Source organism: Marinomonas rhizomae (assembly GCF_024397855.1).
Classification (GTDB): domain Bacteria; phylum Pseudomonadota; class Gammaproteobacteria; order Pseudomonadales; family Marinomonadaceae; genus Marinomonas; species Marinomonas rhizomae_A.
This window is the reverse complement of record NZ_CP073343.1, coordinates 3,233,341-3,255,147: the sequence shown is the minus strand read 5'-3', so window position 1 is coordinate 3,255,147 and position 21,807 is coordinate 3,233,341. Positions and strand designations below refer to the sequence as shown.

The 21,807-nt window shown below is 44.7% G+C and carries 16 protein-coding genes; 14 read left to right on the top strand and 2 right to left on the bottom strand.

The window, feature by feature from the left end:
• The first annotated feature begins 174 nt into the window (after window positions 1–174).
• From KDW99_RS15320 to KDW99_RS15255, 14 genes are all read left to right on the top strand, one after another.
• On the top strand, window positions 175–1,959 hold the full coding sequence (locus KDW99_RS15320) for a two-component system response regulator (protein WP_255825918.1): 1,785 nt from the start codon (window positions 175–177) through the stop codon (window positions 1,957–1,959).
• A gap of 55 nt (window positions 1,960–2,014) precedes the next feature.
• Window positions 2,015–4,729 carry a hybrid sensor histidine kinase/response regulator gene (locus KDW99_RS15315; RefSeq protein ID WP_255825917.1) on the top strand — a complete coding sequence of 905 codons (2,715 nt, stop codon included), beginning with the start codon at window positions 2,015–2,017 and terminating at the stop codon, window positions 4,727–4,729.
• Window positions 4,730–4,938: 209 nt separating this feature from the next.
• Window positions 4,939–6,732 carry an ATP-binding protein gene (locus KDW99_RS15310; protein WP_255825915.1) on the top strand — a complete coding sequence of 598 codons (1,794 nt, stop codon included), beginning with the start codon at window positions 4,939–4,941 and terminating at the stop codon, window positions 6,730–6,732.
• Window positions 6,729–8,063, top strand: coding sequence for a cobyrinate a,c-diamide synthase (locus KDW99_RS15305; RefSeq protein WP_255825913.1), 1,335 nt, complete (start codon window positions 6,729–6,731; stop codon window positions 8,061–8,063). Before KDW99_RS15310 ends, KDW99_RS15305 begins: the two co-directional genes overlap by 4 nt.
• A 6-nt stretch (window positions 8,064–8,069) precedes the next feature.
• Window positions 8,070–9,224: a cobalt-precorrin-5B (C(1))-methyltransferase gene (locus KDW99_RS15300; RefSeq protein WP_255825911.1), complete on the top strand. Its 1,155-nt coding sequence runs from the start codon at window positions 8,070–8,072 to the stop codon at window positions 9,222–9,224.
• Window positions 9,221–10,009 (top strand): precorrin-6A/cobalt-precorrin-6A reductase, encoded by a 789-nt coding sequence (locus KDW99_RS15295; protein ID WP_255825909.1) that lies wholly within the window; start codon window positions 9,221–9,223, stop codon window positions 10,007–10,009. The genes KDW99_RS15300 and KDW99_RS15295 overlap by 4 nt, the downstream gene beginning before the upstream one ends.
• A complete protein-coding gene (locus tag KDW99_RS15290) occupies window positions 10,006–10,671 on the top strand; it encodes a precorrin-8X methylmutase (RefSeq protein ID WP_255825908.1) in 666 nt (221 codons plus the stop codon). The genes KDW99_RS15295 and KDW99_RS15290 overlap by 4 nt, the downstream gene beginning before the upstream one ends.
• Window positions 10,672–10,824: 153 nt before the next feature.
• On the top strand, window positions 10,825–12,171 hold the full coding sequence (gene cbiE / locus KDW99_RS15285; protein ID WP_255825906.1) for a precorrin-6y C5,15-methyltransferase (decarboxylating) subunit CbiE: 1,347 nt from the start codon (window positions 10,825–10,827) through the stop codon (window positions 12,169–12,171).
• Window positions 12,168–12,908, top strand: a complete 741-nt coding sequence (gene cobI, locus KDW99_RS15280; RefSeq protein WP_255825904.1) for a precorrin-2 C(20)-methyltransferase — start codon at window positions 12,168–12,170, stop codon at window positions 12,906–12,908. The genes cbiE and cobI overlap by 4 nt, the downstream gene beginning before the upstream one ends.
• On the top strand, window positions 12,905–13,681 hold the full coding sequence (locus tag KDW99_RS15275; protein ID WP_255825902.1) for a cobalamin biosynthesis protein: 777 nt from the start codon (window positions 12,905–12,907) through the stop codon (window positions 13,679–13,681). Before cobI ends, KDW99_RS15275 begins: the two co-directional genes overlap by 4 nt.
• A gap of 416 nt (window positions 13,682–14,097) precedes the next feature.
• Window positions 14,098–14,670, top strand: coding sequence for a LemA family protein (locus tag KDW99_RS15270; RefSeq protein ID WP_255825900.1), 573 nt, complete (start codon window positions 14,098–14,100; stop codon window positions 14,668–14,670).
• On the top strand, window positions 14,667–15,722 hold the full coding sequence (locus tag KDW99_RS15265) for a DUF3137 domain-containing protein (RefSeq protein WP_255825898.1): 1,056 nt from the start codon (window positions 14,667–14,669) through the stop codon (window positions 15,720–15,722). Before KDW99_RS15270 ends, KDW99_RS15265 begins: the two co-directional genes overlap by 4 nt.
• Before the next feature lie 478 nt (window positions 15,723–16,200).
• The gene (locus KDW99_RS15260) at window positions 16,201–16,392 is read left to right on the top strand and encodes a cobalamin biosynthesis protein (protein WP_255825896.1); all 192 of its coding nucleotides are present in this window, start codon (window positions 16,201–16,203) and stop codon (window positions 16,390–16,392) included.
• 347 nt (window positions 16,393–16,739) lie between these two features.
• Entirely contained in the window at window positions 16,740–18,356 is a 1,617-nt protein-coding gene (locus KDW99_RS15255) for a tetratricopeptide repeat protein (protein ID WP_255825894.1), read from the top strand.
• Between the two features lie 199 nt (window positions 18,357–18,555).
• Here the strand turns inward: KDW99_RS15255 and KDW99_RS15250 are convergent, their stop codons facing one another.
• Window positions 18,556–20,244 (bottom strand): carboxylesterase family protein, encoded by a 1,689-nt coding sequence (locus KDW99_RS15250; protein WP_255825892.1) that lies wholly within the window; start codon window positions 20,242–20,244, stop codon window positions 18,556–18,558.
• Window positions 20,245–20,406: 162 nt separating this feature from the next.
• Window positions 20,407–21,591, bottom strand: coding sequence for a murein transglycosylase domain-containing protein (locus tag KDW99_RS15245; RefSeq protein ID WP_255825890.1), 1,185 nt, complete (start codon window positions 21,589–21,591; stop codon window positions 20,407–20,409).
• Between the last annotated feature and the right edge of the window lie 216 nt (window positions 21,592–21,807).

The window sequence follows — 21,807 nt, the reverse complement described above, 5'->3', positions numbered from 1 at the left end:
TTTTCTGTTCGCTTGAAATATCATTAAATTTGGGTGTTAGACTTTTTATGGAAACAACTTAAGTAGATCTTCAGTAATAAACAGAGGTAGTATTTACTAAAGGGTTGTTCGGTCGTGGTGTTTTAATTACTTTATTTAAGTGATTGTTAAATCATAGAAAAGGTATAGCTAGGTATGAAGCAGTCTCCAACAGTGTTAATTGTCGATGATGTGCCAGAGAATTTACGCGTTTTAAAGGAAGTTATGGATGCATTGGATTGCCAAATTTCTGTGGCCAATTCCGGTGAGCGAGCTTTAGAACTGCTAGAAAGAACCCAGCCTTGTTTGATTTTATTAGATGTCATGATGGGAGGCATTGACGGATTTGAAACCTGCCGTCGAATTCGATGCCACCCACATCATAAAGATGTCCCCATCATATTTGTTACTGCGTTGGCAGATGATATAAGCCGTGGCTTTGAGGCCGGTGGCAACGACTATATAAGCAAGCCTATTCGAATTGAGGAAGTGCGTTCGAGAGTACAGCATCAGCTGGAAAAATTTCAGTTGGTGAATGAGTTAAGAGAGCTTACCTCTTCGTTAGAAGAAAAGGTTCGTGATCGTACTGCTGATCTTAACTTAGTGAATCGAAACCTCAGAAAAGAAGTAAATGAAAGGCGTTACATGCAAGATAGACTTAAGTATCTTGCTCAGCACGACTTTGTTACTCAACTTTATAACCGCGATGCATTAGACGAACACATTTCTCATCTGATTTCCGAAGTCCAAGCAGAAACCTCCGAACACGTACCGTATTTTATTTTGATCGATGTAAACGAATTTCGTCTGATTAATGATTCTTGTGGATGTATAGCGGGAGATGAGTTATTGCATCAGTTGGCCGTCATGATGAGTGAGCTCGCCGATCCACAACGGGATTTTTGTGCCCGTTTAAGCGGTGATAAGTTTGCCATTGTCATCAGTCAAGGCGGTAATGAAGCGGTCGAGTCTTTTTTCCGTTTACTCCAGCAAGGTTTTAAAGAATTCGCATTTGTCTGGGATGAACGCCAGTTCAGAATGACGGTGACGCAAGTTGCTATTCCTATTACGCTGGATATGGTGTCTTTTGAGCAAGTTGTGATGCTGGCGGATGAAATTTGCTATTCAAGCAAAAAGTCGGGCATTCATTCTCGAATTATCAAAAATGCCAAAGATCTTGCTTATGACGAGCACCGAGGTAATTTGAATTGGGGGCTGCGCATTATTGATGGCCTTGATAAAGATTTATTTGAAGTACATTTTCAGCAAGTCTGTTCATTGATCAATGATGAACCCAAAAAGAAAATCGAAATTCTAGTTCGGCTGAAAGATGAAGAAAATGGCGGTTTGATTTACCCCAATGACTTTATTCGAGCAGCAGAACGATTTGGCATTGTCTCCAAAATAGATCGCTGGGTGATTAGTAATACCATGCAGCAACTGTCAGATCGTGCCGATTTATGGGAACAAATTGACCAAGTTGCTTTAAATGTATCCGCGCTTTCGGTGCGACAGTTGAATTTTGCGGAATTTATTGTTGAGCAATTACAGTATCATCAATTAGACGGTAGCAAGTTTTGCTTTGAAATCACCGAAACAGAAGCACTAAATAACTTTGCTGATACTCGCCGGTTTATGTCTTTGCTCCATGAGCATGGGTGTACGATTGCGTTAGATGATTTTGGAACTGGTTTCTCATCTTTTGCCTATCTGATGGATTTGCCATTTGATTTAATTAAGATTGATGGCATGTTTGTGAAAGACATGCATATCAATGAGATTCACTTCGGCATGGTTGACTCGATCGTCAAGCTGGCCAAAATACTCAATAAACCCGTCGTGGCCGAATTTGTCGAAAATCAAAGTATTGTTGATAAGCTTAAACTTTTGGGTGTTGAGTGGGGGCAAGGGTATTTCTTCCACAAACCAGAAAAACTTTAGGCGACGATTTTAAATGATAAAACAGCGTTTTTTTTGATGCTTTTAGGGATGAATCATGGATATAGAGTTTCCCATACTACTTAAAGTTTTTGCTGGCCTGTTTTGTCTGACCGCTTTTGTGCTGGTCGCTTTCCAACTTGTTTTTCTTTTTCGTTTTAAGTCCTTACAGCGTCGTTATTCAAGAGCGATTTTGGCAACCAACGCTGGTGTTTGGGAGTGGTTTCCTGAAACCGGGCGTATGTATGCTTCTTCTGAATTTTTTATGCAGCTCGGCTTTGAAGAACAAAAAACACCTAAGAGCCTTAGTGATTTACTAGCGTTTTTGTCACCAGAAGATCAAATTACTTTTAATAGATGGACAACCGAGTTACTTGAGCCTGAAACGGATCATGCCCACAAAGTTATACGCCTACAGATTAAAAATCACCTAAATAAACCTTTCTGGATAGAAATGCGCGGTAGCGTTACCCGTAGAGATACTCATCAACGTGCTTTGAGTGTTGCTGGTATTTTTGAAGAAATAGGATACTGGGTCGAGACTGAAAACGCTTTGATTGTGGCACGTGAAGAATCCAGACGCCGTGAGCTTCTCTTATCTTCTTTGCTGAATAATATCCCTGACATTGTTTGGTCTAAAGATGAGCAAGGAAATTATCTTGATTGTAATCAGGCTTTTTTAGATTTCAATCAACTGACATTAGATGAAGTTAAAGGCAAAAGTGACTTAGATTTAAACTTGGATGGTAAAGGTGCTTATTATCAAAATGTCGGTGAGATTCCTTTACAAACAAGCATAACATCTCATGAACAAGGATGGGGCTACCCAAAAGATGGCAGCGAGCCTTGTTTGTTCGAGGTTTATCGGGTTCCGGTGATTGAGCCTTCTATAAACTTTAGAGGTACTTTGGGCATTGCTCGTGATATTACAGAACGTCACCAACTTTTTAATCAACTCAAGTTGTTTAAAAGTTTTGCTGATAATTCCGCACAAGGGTTTGCTATGGCAAGCCTTGATGGCGATATATCCTATTTCAATAAAAAAATACGCTCGATGCTTGGTGTCGATGAAGCGGCCAGCGATGACTCTCTGGCAGAACTGAATTATATGGAATTCTACCCAGAAACGAGTCAAAAATTTCTCAAAGAAACCGTGATTCCTTATGTTAGAGAGCACGGAGTCTGGGAAGGTGAATTGGAAGCCAAGAGTTTAGGTGGCCATACTTTTACTACCTATGAAACCTATTTTTTACTGCGTGATGACAATGGTAAGGCCACCTCAGTCGGTGACATCATGAGTGATATCACCGAGCAAAAAAATGTCTCTATGCAACTAGAACAAGCAAAAGAAGCGGCCGAGCAAGCTAATCAGGCGAAAAGTCATTTCTTAGCCAATATGAGTCATGAAATCCGCACGCCGCTCAATGCCATCATAGGTTATGCGCAATTGATCAGTGAGGATAATCAATTAACGGGTGTTTCCAAGACGAGATTTTTATCCATTGCAAGTGCTGGTCATCGATTATTAGGCCTAATAAATGACATTCTAGACATTGCCAGAATTGAGTCTGGACGACTTGTGCTACACGAACAAAAAACCAACCTTTGCCGCGAAGTGGGTCAAATAGGAAAACTGTTTCAAGGACAAGCTCAGGAAAAAAGCCTAGAGCTGATTGTTGAGTGTGATATAGATGAACGACAACTTGTATGGTTAGATCCGGTCAAATTCCAGCAAATCATTACAAATCTACTGGGCAACGCGGTGAAGTTCACTACTCAAGGTTCTGTGAAAGCCGTTGTGCAAATAGTAGAAGATCGAATACATATTAGTATCGAAGACACAGGTCCTGGAATTGAGGCTGAGCTAATGGACCATCTGTTTACGCCGTTTGTCCAAGGGAAAGCGGGTGAGGCGTCTGGTGGAACAGGCTTAGGTTTGTCCTTGTCGACGACTTTGGTCAAACTGATGAAGGGGACTTTGTCCGTTAAAAGCAGCGAAGGTGTCGGGACGCAAATTATTGTCGATTTACCTTTATCTAAAGTGGAAGACAGCGAAGCAATGGACATCGATGAGCAAGATACCTTGCTTAACATGAGGCTCAATAATCCCATTAGAGTGCTGGTGGCGGAAGATGATGAATGGTCGCGAGACATTCTAGTGTCTTTATTGGAAAAGGCCGGTTGTCAGATCATTGAAGCGGAAGATGGCGAACAAGCTATAAAGGCGTTTAAAGTGGATCCGCCAGACTTAGTAATGACTGATATTCGAATGCCTAATAAAACGGGGAGCGACTTATTAAAGTTCATTCAGCAAGAAGACACTGAGCAGCGTATTCCTGTCATAGCGGTGACGGCCTCGACATTAATTCATGAACAGCAAGCACTTTTGGATGATGGTTTTTGGCAAGTCATTGCCAAACCTTATCAGATCGAAGATATCTACAAGGCCTTAGTCACCCACCTGAATGTGAAGTTTGTGCCCATCATAGAGGCGACAGTCTCACAAAATAATACGAGTGAGCTGGCAGAGGTAGATGTTCAAGCCGTCGATTCAGTGCCGTTATTGCATGATCTAACAGCAGCAGATTGGCAGCCATTATTGCTGGCTGCACAAAGTGGTGATGTGCAAACGACCGAAGAAGCATTTCATCTACTGCGCAACTCATTGCCAGCTAGCCAGCAAAAAAACATTCAACTTGCGATCAATCAATTTGATTTAGGTTTGGTGGAAACCTTGATTGCCCAATATTCTGCTCAACAAGAATCAGTTTGAAAAATCATGACTCGCGCTGTGCCATCTTTGTTGTTGTGTGCGCTTACTTTTTTACTGCATGCGCTTCGCTCAAGCCATGTTGAAACCTTTCGGTTTGACATAAATAGGGTGCATAGATAAGGTCAAACAAGACAAATCATAGGGAAAACGCCTACAATAGACGGCTTATGATTTCCTTTTGACTTTAATCAATCGCAACAGGTAGTTCAATGACCCGTTTAGCCTCTAGTGACTTTCCTTTTACCGCAGTAGCGGGGCAAGAGCCGCTGAAACTGGCGTTGATTTTGTGTGCGATTAATCCACAAATTGGTGGTGTCTTGGTCAGTGGTCCGCGTGGATCAGCAAAGTCTACCTTGGCGCGTGGTTTGTCTGGTGTTATGCCCGCTTTACAAGGTGAAGAGCCCGTTCCTTTTGCAACCCTGCCACTTGGCACTAGTGAAGATCGTTTGCTTGGTGCATTAGATTTAGAACAAGTTCTACAAGACAAAAACGTCGCTTTTAAGCCCGGATTATTGAGTAAAGCCCATGGTGGCGTCTTGTATGTTGATGAAGTGAATTTGCTTGCCGATCATTTAGTTGATCAACTCTTGGATGTGTCTGCCAGCGGTGTAAACCGTGTTGAGCGTGATGGCATCAGCCATGAACACGCTGCGCGTTTTTTATTGGTTGGCACCATGAACCCAGATGAAGGCGAGTTGCGTCCACAGTTAAAAGACCGCTTTGGGTTAATGGTTGAATTAGTGAATCAATATAGCCTTGAAGAGCGTGTACAGATTGTTCGTCTGCGAGACGAATACGATCAAGATTCGCAAGCATTTTGTGATGCCTTTAAATACAAACAACGCAATCTAAAAAACAGCATTCGCTTGGCAAGACAAGCTTTGGCGCAGGTGCGCTGTTCTGATGAGTTACGTTTAGAAGTGGCATCACGCTGTCAGCTAGCCAACATAGATGGCGTACGTGGTGATATTGTTTGGATTCGAGCCGCCATGACTCACGCCGCTTGGCGTGGCGCAAATGTCGTTGCTTTGGACGATATTCAAGCCGTCGAAGATTTGGTGTTGGCTCATCGCCGCCAAGCTAACTCTCAGCCTCAAGCATCCAGCCCGCCGCCGTCTCGCCGACCTGACGATTCTCGTTCGCCTTCATTGAATAATAGTAATCAGCCGCAAGATGATCTTTCTCAAGGTAATCTTTCTCAAGACAATCAGACAAATGAGCAAAATGGTTCAGGGGAATGGGGCAGTATGTCGCCTCAAAGCCTTGCGAGCAGCGCGCCCATTAATGTTGCAGTCCATGGTGCGCAGAGTGAACGCCGCTCAGCTCAGTCGCTTATTGGAGAGGTAACGCCGGGAAAGCATAAAGGCAAGCAGCTGGGCGGTTATCGTCCTGATGTGGCGCAATCAATTGACCCTCAAACAGCGGATGGAATTGACTGGTTTCGTAGCATTATCAGCCAGCCGCAAGAATGGCCACCGAAGAACCTGACTCATAAGCCCGCTAAAACCGGTCAATCTGTTTTGCATTTGGTGTTGTTAGATACCTCTGCATCCACCTTGAGCCAAGGCGTTTTTGCCCATGCCAAGGGCGTGATTTTAGACATTGCTAAGCGTGCCTATTTAGCGCGAGAACAGATTGCTATTTTAGGTTTTGGGCAGGAGGGCGTGTCGTCGATTTTGCCAAAAATTCGTGCTCCCAAAGAAATATCTGATTTATTGGAGGATTTAGGTGCTGGTGGCGGTACGCCATTTCGTGTTGCTATCGAAAACGCCAGTCAGTATTTGGCACAGCAGCATAAATCAACGACAGGCTTGCACAGCCAAACTTACATATTGACCGATGGCCGCACTCAAGCCGACGTGTCAGATCTTGTTTTACTGGGCAATACGGTATTAATCGATATTGAAAACGCGCCAGTCAAGCGAGGTCGAGGTCAGGATATTGCCCAGCATTTGGGCGCACAATACGTTTTATTAAATTCGCTCTTAGAGACTGCTTTATGACCACTTCTGTTGTTCATTGTCCCGCGTTATTTTTGACAGCACCCGCGTCGAATCAGGGAAAAACCACCATTACGGCGGCGTTGGCGCGTTATTTTACCAATCAAGACAAAGTGGTTCGTGTGTTTAAAACCGGTCCTGATTACCTTGATCCGCAGATTTTAGCGCAAGCGTCTAAGCAGCCAGTCGAGCAATTGGATATTTGGATGGCGGGCGAAGAGTATTGCCAAGACATGCTTTACCAAGCTGCCCAAGTGGCGGATTTGATTTTAGTGGAAGGTGCCATGGGCATGTTTGATGGCGAACCTTCCAGTGCTGACCTTGCGGCTCGTTTTGGTATTCCCATGGCGATTGTTATGGACGTTAAAGGCATGGCGCAAACGGCTGCTGCGATCGCAACTGGCTTGGCGAATTTCCGTGATGATGTGCAAGTCGCAGGGCTGATTGCCAACCGTTGTGGCAGCGAACGGCATGCGGAATTGATCCGCGATGCGCTACCTGCAAGCTTGCCTTTGCTCGCAACTTTAAAGCGTGATGAAGAAATTACCTTGCCAGAGCGTCACTTAGGTTTGGTACAAGCAGACGAAGTAAAAGACGAACTAGAAGTGCGTTTTGAAGCCGCCGTGGAATGGCTCAAAGAAACTCAAGACACTGGCTTGTTGGCATTGCCTAACGCCGTGCCTTTTTATGCCGCTAAGCAAGTAGATGACAATCAAATCATTGAACAAAGCTTGCTGGGTAAAACCATTGCGGTTGCTAGAGATGCCGCGTTCAGTTTTATCTATGATGCGAACCTGATTGCTTTGAAAAGCTTGGGCGCTAAGGTGGTGTTTTTCTCGCCCTTGCATGATCAAGCTTTACCCGATGCTGATGCCCTTTGGTTGCCGGGTGGTTATCCTGAATTACACACCAAAGCGCTCTCTGAAAACCTTCCAATGCGCCAAGCCATCAAGGCTTTCTTCCATTCGGGAAAAGGTATTTTAGCGGAATGTGGCGGCATGCTTTATAGCTTGGATGATCTAACCGATTTGGATAATCAGTGTTATCCAATGTTGGGGATTTTAGCAGGTCAAGGCGCAATGCGCGGTAAACGCGGCTGCCAAGGCATGCAAACTGCGGTGATTCCACAAGGTGAAATTCGCGGCCATGCTCATCACAGATCGCGCAGTGCTAATACACCGGAACCGGTTGGTTATGGGCGTCGTCAGCGACATCCAGCACCGGGCGAGGCGATTTATCAGCAGAAAGGCTTAACCGCGAGTTATTTGCATTTGTTTTTCCCTTCGAATTTAGACGTCACTGCTAAGATCTTTTTAGCGGGTCAGCAGGGCTAGCGGATTATGTGGCCTGAAAGTGCTGAATCGCCCGCGCCACTGCGTACTGGTTTAACCACCGGAACCTGCGCGACGGCTTGCTGCGTGGCGGCGGCTCAGGCACTTTTTGCCCAACAACAAGATGCAAGCGTCAGCGTCACCTTGCCCAAAGGCAAAGTAGTCGACCTGCCGATTATCGAGTATCAAGCAATAGACGACGGCATCAAAACCGCCACCATCAAAGATGCTGGAGACGACCCAGACGCGACCCATGGGGCAACCTTATTTGTCGAGCTGAGATTATCGCCAGAGCAGGGCGTACGCTTTCATGCGGCGCAAGGCGTAGGTACTGTGACACGCACGGGTTTGCTGCTTGATGTTGGCGAACCTGCTATTAACCCAGTGCCGCGGAAAATGATGACGGAGCATTTGGAAGGTTTTGCGCAAACCTATCAATATCATGGTGGTTTTGATGTGTCAGTTGGCGTAATCAATGGCGAGCAGATAGCGCAAAAAACCATGAATCCACGTTTGGGAATTTTGGGTGGCTTATCGATTCTTGGCACCACAGGCATTGTGCGTCCGTTTTCTTGTGCCGCTTACATTGCGTCTATTCATCAGGGCATCGATGTAGCACGTGCTAATTCAATCACCCACATTGCCGCTACCACAGGTAATGCCAGCGAAGACGCGATAAAAAGTCATTATCAGCTCGATGATATGGCGTTGATCGAAATGGGGGATTTCGTCGGCGCTGTGCTCAAACACATTAAGAAAGTCGAGCAAACCAACTCTATCCAGCTAAACAGTTCAATTCAGTTACAGAAGCTCAGCATCTGCGGTGGATTCGGTAAAATCAGTAAACTAGCTCAGCATCACATGGATCTAAACAGTCGTGCATCCAGCATCGACCTTGCTGCCTTGGCGCAATTGGCGGCCAGTTTAGGCGCTGAAGCTGAGTTACAAGAGCGCATGACAAACGCCAACACGAGTGTGGAAGCCTTGTCTTTTGCCATGTCTGCAGGATTACCACTGGCCGATTCCATCTGTCAGCAAGCCTTAGACTTTGCAAGACAGTACATTCCCGCTCACATCGAGTTAGAAGTCTGGGCGATTGATCGCAAAGGTCAATTTGTTGGTAAAGCCTTGGATGCTGATTTAACAAAGCGAGATGAGCCATGAAGGTTTTATTATTGGGCGGCACCGCCGATGCTCGCCGTCTGGCTGACTCGTTACATAGAGAGAATGTAAGCGTCATCTACAGCTTGGCGGGGTTGGTTCGCGTGCCCAAGGTGGACTGCCAATTGGTGGTAGGTGGATTTACCCAATTTGGTGGTTTGGCTCGGTACTTAAAAGACAATAACATCGGCGCGATTTTGGATGTGACTCATCCTTATGCGCAAACCATGAGCAGTAAGGCCGTGACGGCGGCTAAAGATGTTGGCATTCCATGCTGGCGTTTTCATCGTCCTGCCTGGCAACAAGAAGAGGCCGATGACTGGAAATATTACCAAGATGAAACCGATTTTCTGGCGCAGCTTGATGGCTTTCGAGTGCCCTTATTAAGCGCTGGGCAAATGAGCGAAGTCTTGCTCAAACGTGTTCTGCAATTGCCGAGTATCGAACGCATTGTTTGGCGAACGGCGGTTGAGCCTAAGTTTGATCTGCCAGATAAGATAGATTGGATAAAAGCCATTGGCCCTTTTGCCTTAGAAGACGAGCGCCAATTGTTAATGGATCACAGCATTGATGTTATCGTTAGTAAGAACAGTGGCGGTTCGGCCACCTATTCAAAGCTTGAAGCCGCCAGAGAATTATCTATTCCCGTTTTATTGCATGCTCGGCCAATTTTGCCAGAAGCCGAGCGCGAATTTAGTGACACGGAAGACTGCTTGAAAGCTTGTTTAGCCGCTTGGGGCAAGGCTTCTACTCACATTAAACATCAACAAAAAGACAACCAACAGTGACTTCTTTAGACGACTCTCAATACAGTTATCAATACGAAAATAATCCTCAAGCCATTGAGAGCGACAGCTTTCGACAAATCCGCGAGTTAACTGATTTGTCTGGCTTGAGCCAAGACCAGCAGCAAGTCGTTATGCGCGTAGTACATAGCCTTGGCTTGCCTGACGTGGCTGAGCAAGTACGCTTTAGTGCCAATGCAACTCAAGCAGGGCGCGAGGCGTTAGCCAACAATGGCGCGATTTTGTGCGACGTGGAAATGGTCAAGCAAGGCGTGACCAAACGCATGATAACGCGAGAGCCATTGTGCTTTTTGAATGATGCTCGTACTGCAGAATTGGCAAAAAGCAAAGGTGAAACTCGCTCTATGGCGGCACTGAGTTTATGGCAACAAGATCTTGCTGGTAGCGTAGTTTTAATCGGCAATGCACCTACGGCCTTGTTTCGCTTGTTGGAAATGATAGAGCAAGGCGCGCCAAAACCCGCCTTAATTATCGGTATGCCGGTGGGCTTTGTCGGTGCAGCAGAGTCGAAAGACGCGCTTTGGCAAGCTCATGAAAAGCTTGGTATTGAATGCATTACCTTGCTCGGACGAATGGGCGGCAGTGCCGTGACATCGGCCAGCTGTAATGCATTGTTGCGCTGCAATCTAAGCGAGTATTATTAGCGCATGCCATGAGCCTTAGTATTCAATGCACTTGCGCCTGTTTCGCAAGCTCAACGCGTCAGCGTGAATCAAATACCAAGGTTCTTGTTATCCGTTTTTTACTCTCGTTAATCCACCTAGCTTAATGTAATGGCATTGAATGGAAGTAGGTTTATGAAACACACACAAATGCCAATCCATGTTATTGGTTTGGGCGTTAATCAAGTGGCGCATCTGGATGAGGCGGCGCAAGCGGTTTTGGCGAGTTTATCGGTGAATGATGTTGTGTTGGGTGCGCCGCGTCAGCATGAAACGATTGCGCGCTATGTTCATCAAGGTCGGCGTGAGGATTTACCCAAGCTAAAAGAGCTAAAAGCTTCCTTTACGCAATGGCAATCTCAGGGTGCAAAACAGGTGGTGGTGTTGGCCTCTGGCGATCCTTTGTATTACGGCATTGGCGCTTGGTTAATGCGTACTTTTTCGCTTGAAAACCTACATTTCTATCCGAATGTTTCCAGTATTCAAATGGCTTGTCATCGTCTTGGACTATCTTTGCAAGACGTGCAGGTGGTGAGCTTGCATGGTCGACCTTTGGCGTCTTTACGTCGTCATTTGCAGTCGAATAAAACCTTGGTGTTACTGACCGATCAATACAGTCAGCCGAAACATATTGCCGAAGAGTGCATAAAAGCTGGGCTTGATAAAAGTGAGATTACAATTTGCGAAGCCCTGGGTTATGAACAAGAAAAAGTCCGCACTTTTGTCGCCCATTCTTTGATAGACGCTGAACTCGAATGTGATCCGCTCAATGTGATTGTGCTGAAAACCAGCCAACAAGCCTCACTTTATCCAAGTTCCGTTGGCATTCCCGATACGTATTTTGTGACAGATAAAGGTGATGGCAAAGGCATGATTACCAAGCGAGAAGTGCGTTTGGCGATTTTGTCTTACATGGACATTCAGCAAGGTGACACGGTTTGGGATATTGGCGCTGGCTGCGGTGGTGTGAGTGTGGAAATGGCCTATTGGCATCCGCGCAGTCAAGTTATCGCCATTGAACATCACCCAGACCGTTTGGCCTGTTTAACTGCCAACCAAGAACGTTTTGGCGTCATGCAGAATTTATCCATTGTCGCAGGGCGAGCACCAGATGTGCTGGTGGATTTGCTTGCCGACAGCAAGAAACATAATGGCAGACCCAATAAAGTCTTTATTGGTGGCAGTGATGGTGAATTGATGGCGTTAATGTCGCAAATATGGAATTTATTGCCTGATGGTGGCTGTCTGATGGTCAGTGCCGTGACGGAAGAAACCAAGTGTCAGGTCATGCAATTTGCCCAACAGCGTGATGAAGCACAAGATGCCGACGAACAGAGTTTGCAGGTGTCGATTGCCAAAGGCGAGCGATTGGCAGGACAGCGATTATTTCGTCCTAGTTTGCCTGTGACGCTTTATCATTTTAGAAAATATACGGCCTCAACATCGGCTATCAATACAAATCATAAGGAAAACGCACAATGAGTGCCTCGGAAACCTCACAAAAAACAGGCCGATTCATTGGTGTTGGCGTTGGGCCAGGGGATCCAGAATTGATCACCTTAAAAGCCTTGCGTTTGATTCAGCGCGCCAGCGTGGTGAGTTATCTGGCTAATGGGGAGGGCGGCTCTCAAGCGAAAACCATCGCCAGTGAAGCGTTCGCCGGTGTGACCCATGCGCAAAATGAAATTGCCATTGTCATGCCAATGTCCACAGATCGTTCATTGGCAAATGAAGCCTACGACAATGGCGCAAAAGCCATTGCCAATGAATTATCGCAAGGCAAAGACGTGATTTTCTTGTGCGAAGGCGACCCGTTATTCTTCGGCTCTTTCGCTTATTTATTAGAGCGTTTAGAAGGTGATTTTCAGTGCCAAGTGGTGCCTGGTGTGTCGTCAATTAATGCCGCATCGTCCGCCTTGAATCATCCGTTAACCGTATTGAAAGAGTCCTTCGCTGTGGTCAGCGGTCGTCATAGCGCAGAGCAAATTGATACCGCATTAGAGCAACACGACAGTGTGGTTATCATGAAGGCTGGGCGTGCCCGTCCGCGTATTCTCATGGCGCTACGTAAAACCAATCGTATGCAAGACGCGAAATACCTTGAATACATTGGCCGTGAGAATGAGCGCATCGTGCGGGATGTATCCACCTTGGAAGACAAAGCTGGGCCGTATTTCTCTTTGTTTGTGGTGACCAAAAGTGAGCGAGGCACTCGGTGATACGCTTTATCGCATTAACGCCAGCAGGTGAACTGCTAGCGAAAAAATTATTGTCTAACGGGACACAGAATAACTGGCCAGATGCGGTTGTCGACTACAAACCAAAACCTTTCGCCGAGTTCGTACAAACAGCGTTTAATAATGGCGATTGGTTAGTATTTATTTGTGCTACAGGCATTGTGATGCGAACGCTCGCGCCCGTGCTGCAAGACAAATACCGAGATCCACCGGTTTTGGTGTTGGATGAAGAAGGTAAGTTTGTCATTCCGCTTTTATCTGGACATGAAGGTGGTGCAAACCAGTGGGGCGCGCAAGTAGCAAAAGCCCTTGGCGCACAGTTAGTGATGACCACAGCGAAGCCTTACTTGAATCCTATTTATACTCTGGGAATGGGCTGCGAACGCAACTGCCCGCTGGAATTTATCGAAAACCTGATGCTGGATGCCCTTAATCAAAAAGGCTTAACGCCCAGCGATATTCACTCTCTAAACAGCATTGACATCAAAGCCGACGAAACAAACCTTATCGCTCTCGCGGTAAAATACCATTGGGACTTCAACACCTACAATGCCCAAGAGCTGACACCTATGGAGTCGCTTCTTAGTACTAAATCTGACTACATCTTCAACACCGTCGGTGTTTACGGAGTCGCCGAATCTGCCGCGTTGTTAGCAGCCCAAATTAAAACCGGCACAGAACCAGAGCTTATCTTGAATAAAATCAAAAACGCCAAAGCGACATGCGCTTTGGCGAGGGGGTTTAAGCTGTCTTGAAAATTATGATGGGCTCATTTACTAATAGAGTTGTTTGGAGCGCATGCAGCTTGTGAAGGCAGAAATTAAACTGAATTTGATTTCATTTATACCACTATATAGAGTTACGTCCTCTTAGCGCTGATATGGTAAAACCCCCAGCGGACTATTTTTGGTCAAGTTATCAATACAATGGTTTAGGTGTTCGGAGTGATTTATTAAAACCACATACGCTTTCATTGGGTAGAACAAAAGAAAAGCTATTTGGTGTCCATCGAGAAATGTTTAAGTATCGGGTAGATGGTCAATTGCTAGAAGACAGTTGTTTAAGTAAGGTGCGAAAGTGATAGTCGCAATGTTCCTTTGATTTTAGGTGGTTGATTCGGCTGGGGATAACCAGTAATCTTATCTCATCAAACACTAAAAGGAATTTTGTAATGTCTTGGTTAATCGCGGCTGTTGTTGCCTCCATACTGGTGTTTTATTTCTGGTATGCCACTATCGTTAGCCGCCGTAATGCTGCAGAGGAAGCTTTGTCTGGGATTGATGTACAGCTTAAGAAACGCACCGATCTGGTTCCAAATATCCTTAAAATCGCTGCACGCTTTATGGAACACGAAAAAGCATTACTCACTGAAATTACTCAGCTACGCACTGAGGTAATGAAGGCGGCAGAAAGAACCGATAGAGCGGGCACTGAAAAACGCTTCGACCTTGAATCTTCGCTGGAAAGTAAACTTTCTGGCTTGATGGTGGCAGTAGAAAACTACCCCGACCTCAAGTCCAATACCAGCATGGTCGAAGCCCAACGGGTATACGCGGATGTGGAAGAGCATATTTCTGCAGCCCGTCGCAGTTACAATGCTGCAAGCCGTCGTTTCAAAGATGCCATTCAAATCTTTCCGGGCTCGGTGATTGCAGCCATGATGGGACTGGAACCCTTGCCGTTCTTCCAAGTTACTGAAGCAGAACGCACTCCTGTTAACGCTGATGATTTCCTTAAGTCATGAGTATTTTCAATACTTTTTATCAAGCGAAGGAAGCGATTAAGCAGCTTACCAGTGGGACTGCTTATCGCCAGCCTGAAGCGAGCACCAACCTCTCAGAAGCGGCCCGGTTAAAAATCGAAAAGGAAATATTGCCACTGCTGGAGCCATTGGAGCAGTTTCGTCTGGAAAAACTCGCGAGCAAGGCTCGACGAAAAAAATGGTTTATCCGTATTGGCTGGTTGTTATGGTTACCGTCACTGGCATTTGACCTATTTATGTTGGTGTCTGGCGAACTAACTTTCTTAACCCTGATTGTGTTAGGTGGTTGTGCCGTTTGGGTCTTTTATCCCGAGTTGCAATACATACGACACTACAAGAAAAAGCTGATCCCGGTACTGGTTCGAGCATTCGGTGATTACGACTACAAAGCTGACGGGTGTATAGACTTGGATGCCGTCAAGTCGTTCGAGATAATGCCTTCGTTTTCAAGTAAGAGTAGCGAAGATTACATTAAAGGCGAAGTTGAAGGTGTGAAGTTTGAATTCTGCGAGCTAAAGCTGGAGCGTCGTGGCAACAAGTCCAATATTAATGTTCACCGTGGAGGAGCGCTGCTTATTACTATGCCCTTCAAGTTTAGTGGCTATACCGTGGTAAAGACAGACTACGGGAAACTGGGTAACTTGTTGTCGAGATCATTAGCCAAAAACAGGGTGGAGCTAGAGAATCCGGAATTTGAGAATCGTTACGAGGTGTTTGGCTCTGACCAGCAGTATGCCCGCTATTTGCTGTCACCGGCTTTGATGGAGCAGATCATTGAACTCGATGACTTGTTCCGCGCGCGCGCTAAGGGGTCTGGACTTACTTGTGAGTTCCGTGATGATAAGGCATTGTTTATGCTTGCGTATTTCGGAGACCTGATGAATGTCGGTGATATTGATGTGTCAGCCTACGATTTGGACAAGATGCCATTACTGGAGCAGGAGCTTGCTATGATCATTGGCATCATAAAGCAACTGAAACTGGATTCATTGGCAGCACGAAATATTGCCAATGACCGTTTGGCTGAAGTGTGAGTAGTTGACGAATTCTGCCCAGTACCAGAGGACAAATCTAGAATGTAATGCGCTACGATGAGGTAAACTATGGCAAAATGGAATAAGCACTCGCCATGGAGGCTACGCTTGCTAAGAGGTTGCGCTTAACTAGACCTGGCAGCAGTACGTTACCCAAGGCTATTCCTGTGCCTGATCGCTATTGTACCGAGTACAAGGTCCGGATACTTCCTGTAAACCGCAGCAATATGACTAGAGAAATGATTATAAGTGTGCCCAAAAGAGTATGCTCTAGTCCGAACTTTCCGAAAAAAAAAGATGCGCTCAGCGGCGAAAATGCGGCAAATGCCAGCAATGACAATAAAGTAAGCAGACCTGCAGCCGATGAGCACAAGCCGAAATCACTTTGGATAAGCGGTAGAATGGGCACTATACTGGTAAAAGGAACCCACAGATTAACCGCAATAAAAAGAACTCCCGCTACAAATGCAAAAGATAATTGGAGTCTGACTTTTTCCAATTATTTCAATCAAACTACATCTCCAACACCGTCGGCGTCTATGGCGTCGCGGAATCTGATGCGCTGTTAGCAGCCCAAATTAAAACCGGCACAGAACCAGAGCTTATCTTGAATAAAATTAAAAATACCAAAGCGACCTGCGCGTTGGCGAGAGGGTTTAAGTCGAGCTAATTTTTATAAAGAGTCTCATTCAATAATACCCTTGCCTTTAATAGTATTAATTTGAATGGCTTTAAGTGGTGGTGGAATCGATAATTTTTCCTATTTTTATTCTTCTACCAAGAATTTTTATGCATCATGTGATGCGTTTTAAGGTATTTTATATATAGTATTTTGTGATTTTCTATAAGAAATAAATGCTGTTTTTTAATGGAATATTAAATTTTTAGACAGGGCGTAAAATGACACTTCTCCATCCTCTCCGCAATCTGTGTTTTTTCACATCTTTATTGAAGAAACCAAGTAACTATTTATTAGCTTTGCTATTTGTTTTTCTCCAAGGGTGTGCACAGCATGGGGTGAAAGAGGCAAATGATATATCTGATACTGATCGCCTTGCTAGGTTGTCTGCAAAATCGGGTTGTGCATTTAGCTATGATAGCAGTGAATATGAAAAGGCAAGGTCACTGTGCCAAGTTTCAGCCGATCTGAACGATATAGATTCGCAATTCACTCTTGCCTTGATGTTTTATCAAGCTAAGGGAGGAGATGAAAATGTTGATAAAGCCTTCCATTACATGACATTAGCTGCAAAAAGTGGTCTTGCTAAAGCCCAGAATTATTTGGGCTGGTGGTATGAAGACGGTACAGAGGTGGTGCAGAATTATACCACGGCATCCGTTTGGTATTTAAAAGCGGCAAATCAAGACTATGATTACGCGCAAAATAATTTGGCGTATTTGTTTGAGGAAGGCTTAGGGGTCCAGCAAGATTATGAAAAAGCCGCTTATTGGTATTTAAAAGCCGCTTTAAATGGTAATAGCTATGCTCAGGTGAACTTGGGGGATTTTTACTATAGCGGGTTGGGGGTTACTCAAGATTTTACAGAAGCAAAAAAATGGTATTTGAAAGCAGCGGAAGATGAGAATGGCGAAGCTGAATATAATTTGGGCTACATGTATGAAATGGGTGAAGGTGTGGCACAAGATTATGAAATGGCAGCAAATTGGTATCGCAAAGCGGCAGATCAAGGACATATAAAAGCACAGACGAATTTAGGTTATCTTTTTGATGAAGGCCTAGGAGTAGAGCAAAACTATCTTGAAGCGGCTAATTGGTATCGCAAGGCAGCGGATCAAGGTTACCCAAGAGCACAGACGAATTTAGGTTATCTTTTTGATGAAGGCCTAGGAGTAGAGCAAAACTATCTTGAAGCGGCTAATTGGTATCGCAAGGCAGCGGATCAAGGTTACCCAAGAGCACAGACGAACTTAGGTTATCTTTTTGATGAAGGCTTAGGGGTAGAGCAAAACTATCTTGAGGCGGCTAGCTGGTATCGTAAGGCTGCCGATCAAGATAATTCAATAGCACAGAATAATTTGGGAGCCTTGTATCAAACAGGTTATGGCGTAAAACAAGATTCTCAGCGTGCAATTGAGCTATATAAAATGGCGGCAGAGCAAGGTCTTTCTGATGGTCAGTATAATCTTGCTTACCTGTTGAACGAGGGGATTGGAGTCGATAAAAACCCAGTTGAAGCAGAAAAGTGGTTTAGAAAATCTGCGGAACAAGGGGATATGGATGCACAGGTAGAGCTTGGTTTATTGTTTTATAGTGGAGGTGGTGTAGATAAAAATTATCAAGAAGCTTGGAAGTGGTTTCATCAAGCCGCCAAACAAGGCTCAGCAGCGGCTCAAAACAATATCGGTGCTATGTATCAAAATGGTTATGGTGTAACACAGGACTATTCACTTGCAGTGGAATGGTATCAAAAAGCGGTGAATCAAGATTTTGCTGGCGCTCAAAATAATTTAGCTATTTTGTATGAAGCTGGTTCTGGTGTGCCTAAAAGCGTAACAAAGGCATTGGTTCTGTATCGAAAAGCCGCTCTTCAGGGAAGCCTATCCGCCAAAGAGAATTTGAAGCGATTGTCGAATGGTAATAAAAAAGTGCGAGGGCGATTGCTTTTGAGGTAGCGCTGTACCAAGTACAGGCTACTGGGGGCGTTTAACTGTAAGAAATTAATTTTACTTTGACTCCAATTATCCGAGCTAGAGCTTATCTTGAATAAAATCAAAAACGCCAAAGTGACCTGTGCGTTGGCGAGGGGGGGGCTTCTTAGTTGAGTTTGCCGCAAAGTTTGGCCGAATCAGGTGGGTGATTCGGCCAATGTAGCTATGGCTTAGGCCATAGGGAAGGGTTTTGAAATTGCTGATCTAAAGCATTACTAAACCAGCGTCCATTTAGTACCAGATTGATCATTTGCATTTTTGCCTGTTCAGGAAGGATGTGATCATTCTTCATAGCATCAAGCAGTGCTTTTTCATCGTATGACTTCGATGACATTTGGATGAGCGCTTTGTGTTTGTTGGCATTTAGGATGAGTAATGATTGACCTTGTTGTTCATGTTCAGGCGACCAGGTTAACCAGTTAACTAGGTTTGGATCATTTGGATTACCTGTACGGATAAAGCGTTTTAGATAAGCCTGAAAGTGTTCGGCTAAGTCTCGCGTTCCTGCTTTCTGAAACGTTTCTCCTAAAAGTGCTTGTTGCCAATTTTGATCTAGGAGTGGCATAAACACGCCGTGAAATGATCCTATCAATTCCATTTGTGGGTTTTGTGCGACAAAAGGGTTGGTTCCGAAGGCAATTTCAGCGCCATAAATAGGAGACTGATAATGTTCAAACATCTGTTCTGCTGATTTTTGAACATTAAATAGGCTATAAAGTTTGCTACCGTAGTTTAAGGCAAAACGGTATTGGTTAAGTAATGCTGGGTCTTTGCTTAATGCTCCAGAATGCCATGCTTTAACAAAGTAGGAGTCACTTAACGCAAAGAAGGAGAATTCGGTTTGGCCTGATAGCATGATGACTGGGACGTTATTGTAAAGGGCTGTATCAAAGCCCTCTTTTGGTATTACGACACCATCCCTATACAAATGTGGGAAGTGGCTCATTCGTATACCAGCGCCTTTCATCAGTGGTGCTAATCGCTCTGCTGGAAGTTGTTGTAAATAGTCTTGAACGGCTTTTCCTCCTTCGGCTAGCCATTGCTTTGCCGCGTTTTCATTGGTTTGTATTTCATCTTCGACGATGAGTGGAGCAAACGCTTGGCGGAAAACTTCTTGGCTTGGTGCGACGGGGGCTGTGGTCATGCCACCACTAAAGACAATAGCTTGCTGGAATAGGTCTTTAAATAATGGGGAGATTAACATCGCCATGACATCTCGTCCGCCAGCAGAAAAACCAGATACAGTGACTTGATCGGCGCGTCCGCCGAAATATTTGATGTTCTTTTGTATCCATTGCAGTGCGGCGTGTTGATCTAACAGTCCAAAATTACCAGAAGCTTGGATTAGGTCGTTGCTTTTAATCGCTCTAAGAGGGTTGAAGCCTAATACACCGAGGCGATAATTCACTTGTACTACGATAGCGTTTAATGACTTAGCCAGTGCTCTAGGATCAAATTCGTTGGCTTCGCCTGTTTGATTATTGCCACCATGAATATAAACGAGAACGGGGAGGTTCTCGTTATGCTTGTCTGGTCGATAAATATCTAGATTAAGGCAGTCTTCTTGGCCTTTAAATTTGCCTTGCTGCCATTGCGGGCAGATAGCGCCTTTTTGTGTAGCTTGCACAGTGCTTTGTATTGGCTCTGCTTGTTGAGGCGATTGCCAGCGTAACGAGCTAACCGGTGCTTTTGCATAAGGGACGCCTAAAAAGGAATCGACGTCTTGGCTATTGTTGCCTTCTATCTCCCCAGTGTTCGATAAAACCACTGTAGGATTGGAATAAGCGGTTGCTGTAAAAAGAATGGCTATTCCGCATATTAGCCAGCGTTGCATTGAGTGTCTGATTCGCATACTCATCTCTCCATTTATTTTTAAAATTTTGTTTGATGATATCCATTGCTTGTTTACTCATTTCAGCATTCAGTCATTTTTCTTAGGTGTTATACCTCCTTGGTTCGCCATATTTAACTGTTTACTCTCCAGCACTTTTTATCTAAAAGAACTGGATGCCTTTTATTCATAGTTCTTTTTAGCTTTAGTTACTTTTTCAAGATACATGCGAGACTCTGCTCTAGGGTGATCGTATCTGAGTTTCTTGTACACATTGCTGGTGGAGGTTTGGTTTATTTTATTCATCGCGCGTGTTCTGTCTGGGTCAAATGCTTTTAACACATTGCCAGTGCCGCCGTTGTAAGCGGAAATCATGGAATACTCTTGGCTGGTTTTGTTAGCCACATTTTTCAGATAGCGAGTTTGTAATATGTATAAATAGGCGCTGCCGATATCGATGTTATTTTCTGGTGAGAAAAGTACGGCTTTGGTCGGTTCACCTGATTTTTTCTTCACTAGGTTATAAACATCTCGTCCTGCTGTTGCAGGTACCACTTGCATCAATCCATAGGCGTTGGCTGGGCTGACAGCGTAGGGGTTAAAAGAGCTTTCGGTTTCAATAATACCGTAGATAAGCGCGGGCTCTAGATTATAGCGATTTGCCGCTGCGATAACATAGTCGCTGTATTTTTCTTGGCGTAGGTGTTCGTGTTGTGCCACAAGGTTGAATTCCACCGCGTAAATGCTTTTGCCGTTCGAGCTGGATTTTTTTAGTTTGTTGGTGACGAGATAATCAGCATAACGTTCTGCTCGCCAGCGGTATTTTACCAAGACACCATCGTGGTCCATGACTTGTGGGTATAAGAAAGGCACACCTTCCGTATCTGGTGCGTCGCTGGAAAAAATATCGGTTTTGGTTGGGTCGGCGGTAGTGAGGAGTGTTGTTGATACCGCTTGTTTTAGAGTGTCGAGGGGCGAGCTTACTGTTAGCGTTTCGACACGAACCGTGCCTTTCTCAAAATCGACAATGGTCCTTGCTTGATAGTCGTTGGTGTATTTGACGTATTTTTTCTTTTCGGGCAGTTCGCTATTACTTTTCCCCCATCTTTTATTTACTTTTTGATCAAGCTCGGCATACAAGGCTTTAATCGCTTTTATGTCTGCTCTAATGGCGTCTCTAGTGATTTTCGCTTGTTTACTAATGACTTTTACATCGTTAATGTCGTCGGCTTTTTTTATCTGTTTTGATAATTTTTTTACAGAATCAGCGGAGTCGAAAGAGAGTGGAATGGATTCACAGCCACTTAATGTTAGTAATACAAAGCCAATAGAAACAAAGGCGGATTGGCGAATAATAGTATTTAACATCCAGCTGTCACTCATATAAATAAACAATTTTGAAGTAGGTAATCTTTTTGTAAAAGCACGTTAGACTGAAAAAGTCAGAATGAAAAATTATATCAGAACCGTTTCCTTTCAGGGAAAGGCCAATAGAATAAAAAAGCGAACCCGAAGGTTCGCTTTTTACGCTCTATGCTTGAGGAAGGTACGAACAAGTCCTCTTGTCTCAGCATGTGGATAAAA

Excerpts from the sequence above, each read along its gene's own strand:
- KDW99_RS15320 (WP_255825918.1), top strand. The coding sequence starts at position 175 with ATGAAGCAGTCTCCAACAGTGTTAATTGTCGATGATGTGCCAGAGAAT.
- KDW99_RS15315 (WP_255825917.1), top strand. The coding sequence starts at position 2,015 with ATGGATATAGAGTTTCCCATACTACTTAAAGTTTTTGCTGGCCTGTTT.
- KDW99_RS15310 (WP_255825915.1), top strand. The coding sequence starts at position 4,939 with ATGACCCGTTTAGCCTCTAGTGACTTTCCTTTTACCGCAGTAGCGGGG.
- KDW99_RS15305 (WP_255825913.1), top strand. The coding sequence starts at position 6,729 with ATGACCACTTCTGTTGTTCATTGTCCCGCGTTATTTTTGACAGCACCC.
- KDW99_RS15300 (WP_255825911.1), top strand. The coding sequence starts at position 8,070 with ATGTGGCCTGAAAGTGCTGAATCGCCCGCGCCACTGCGTACTGGTTTA.
- KDW99_RS15295 (WP_255825909.1), top strand. The coding sequence starts at position 9,221 with ATGAAGGTTTTATTATTGGGCGGCACCGCCGATGCTCGCCGTCTGGCT.
- cbiE (WP_255825906.1), top strand. The coding sequence starts at position 10,825 with ATGAAACACACACAAATGCCAATCCATGTTATTGGTTTGGGCGTTAAT.
- cobI (WP_255825904.1), top strand. The coding sequence starts at position 12,168 with ATGAGTGCCTCGGAAACCTCACAAAAAACAGGCCGATTCATTGGTGTT.
- KDW99_RS15270 (WP_255825900.1), top strand. The coding sequence starts at position 14,098 with ATGTCTTGGTTAATCGCGGCTGTTGTTGCCTCCATACTGGTGTTTTAT.
- KDW99_RS15265 (WP_255825898.1), top strand. The coding sequence starts at position 14,667 with ATGAGTATTTTCAATACTTTTTATCAAGCGAAGGAAGCGATTAAGCAG.
- KDW99_RS15250 (WP_255825892.1), bottom strand. The coding sequence starts at position 20,244 with ATGCGAATCAGACACTCAATGCAACGCTGGCTAATATGCGGAATAGCC.
- KDW99_RS15245 (WP_255825890.1), bottom strand. The coding sequence starts at position 21,591 with ATGTTAAATACTATTATTCGCCAATCCGCCTTTGTTTCTATTGGCTTT.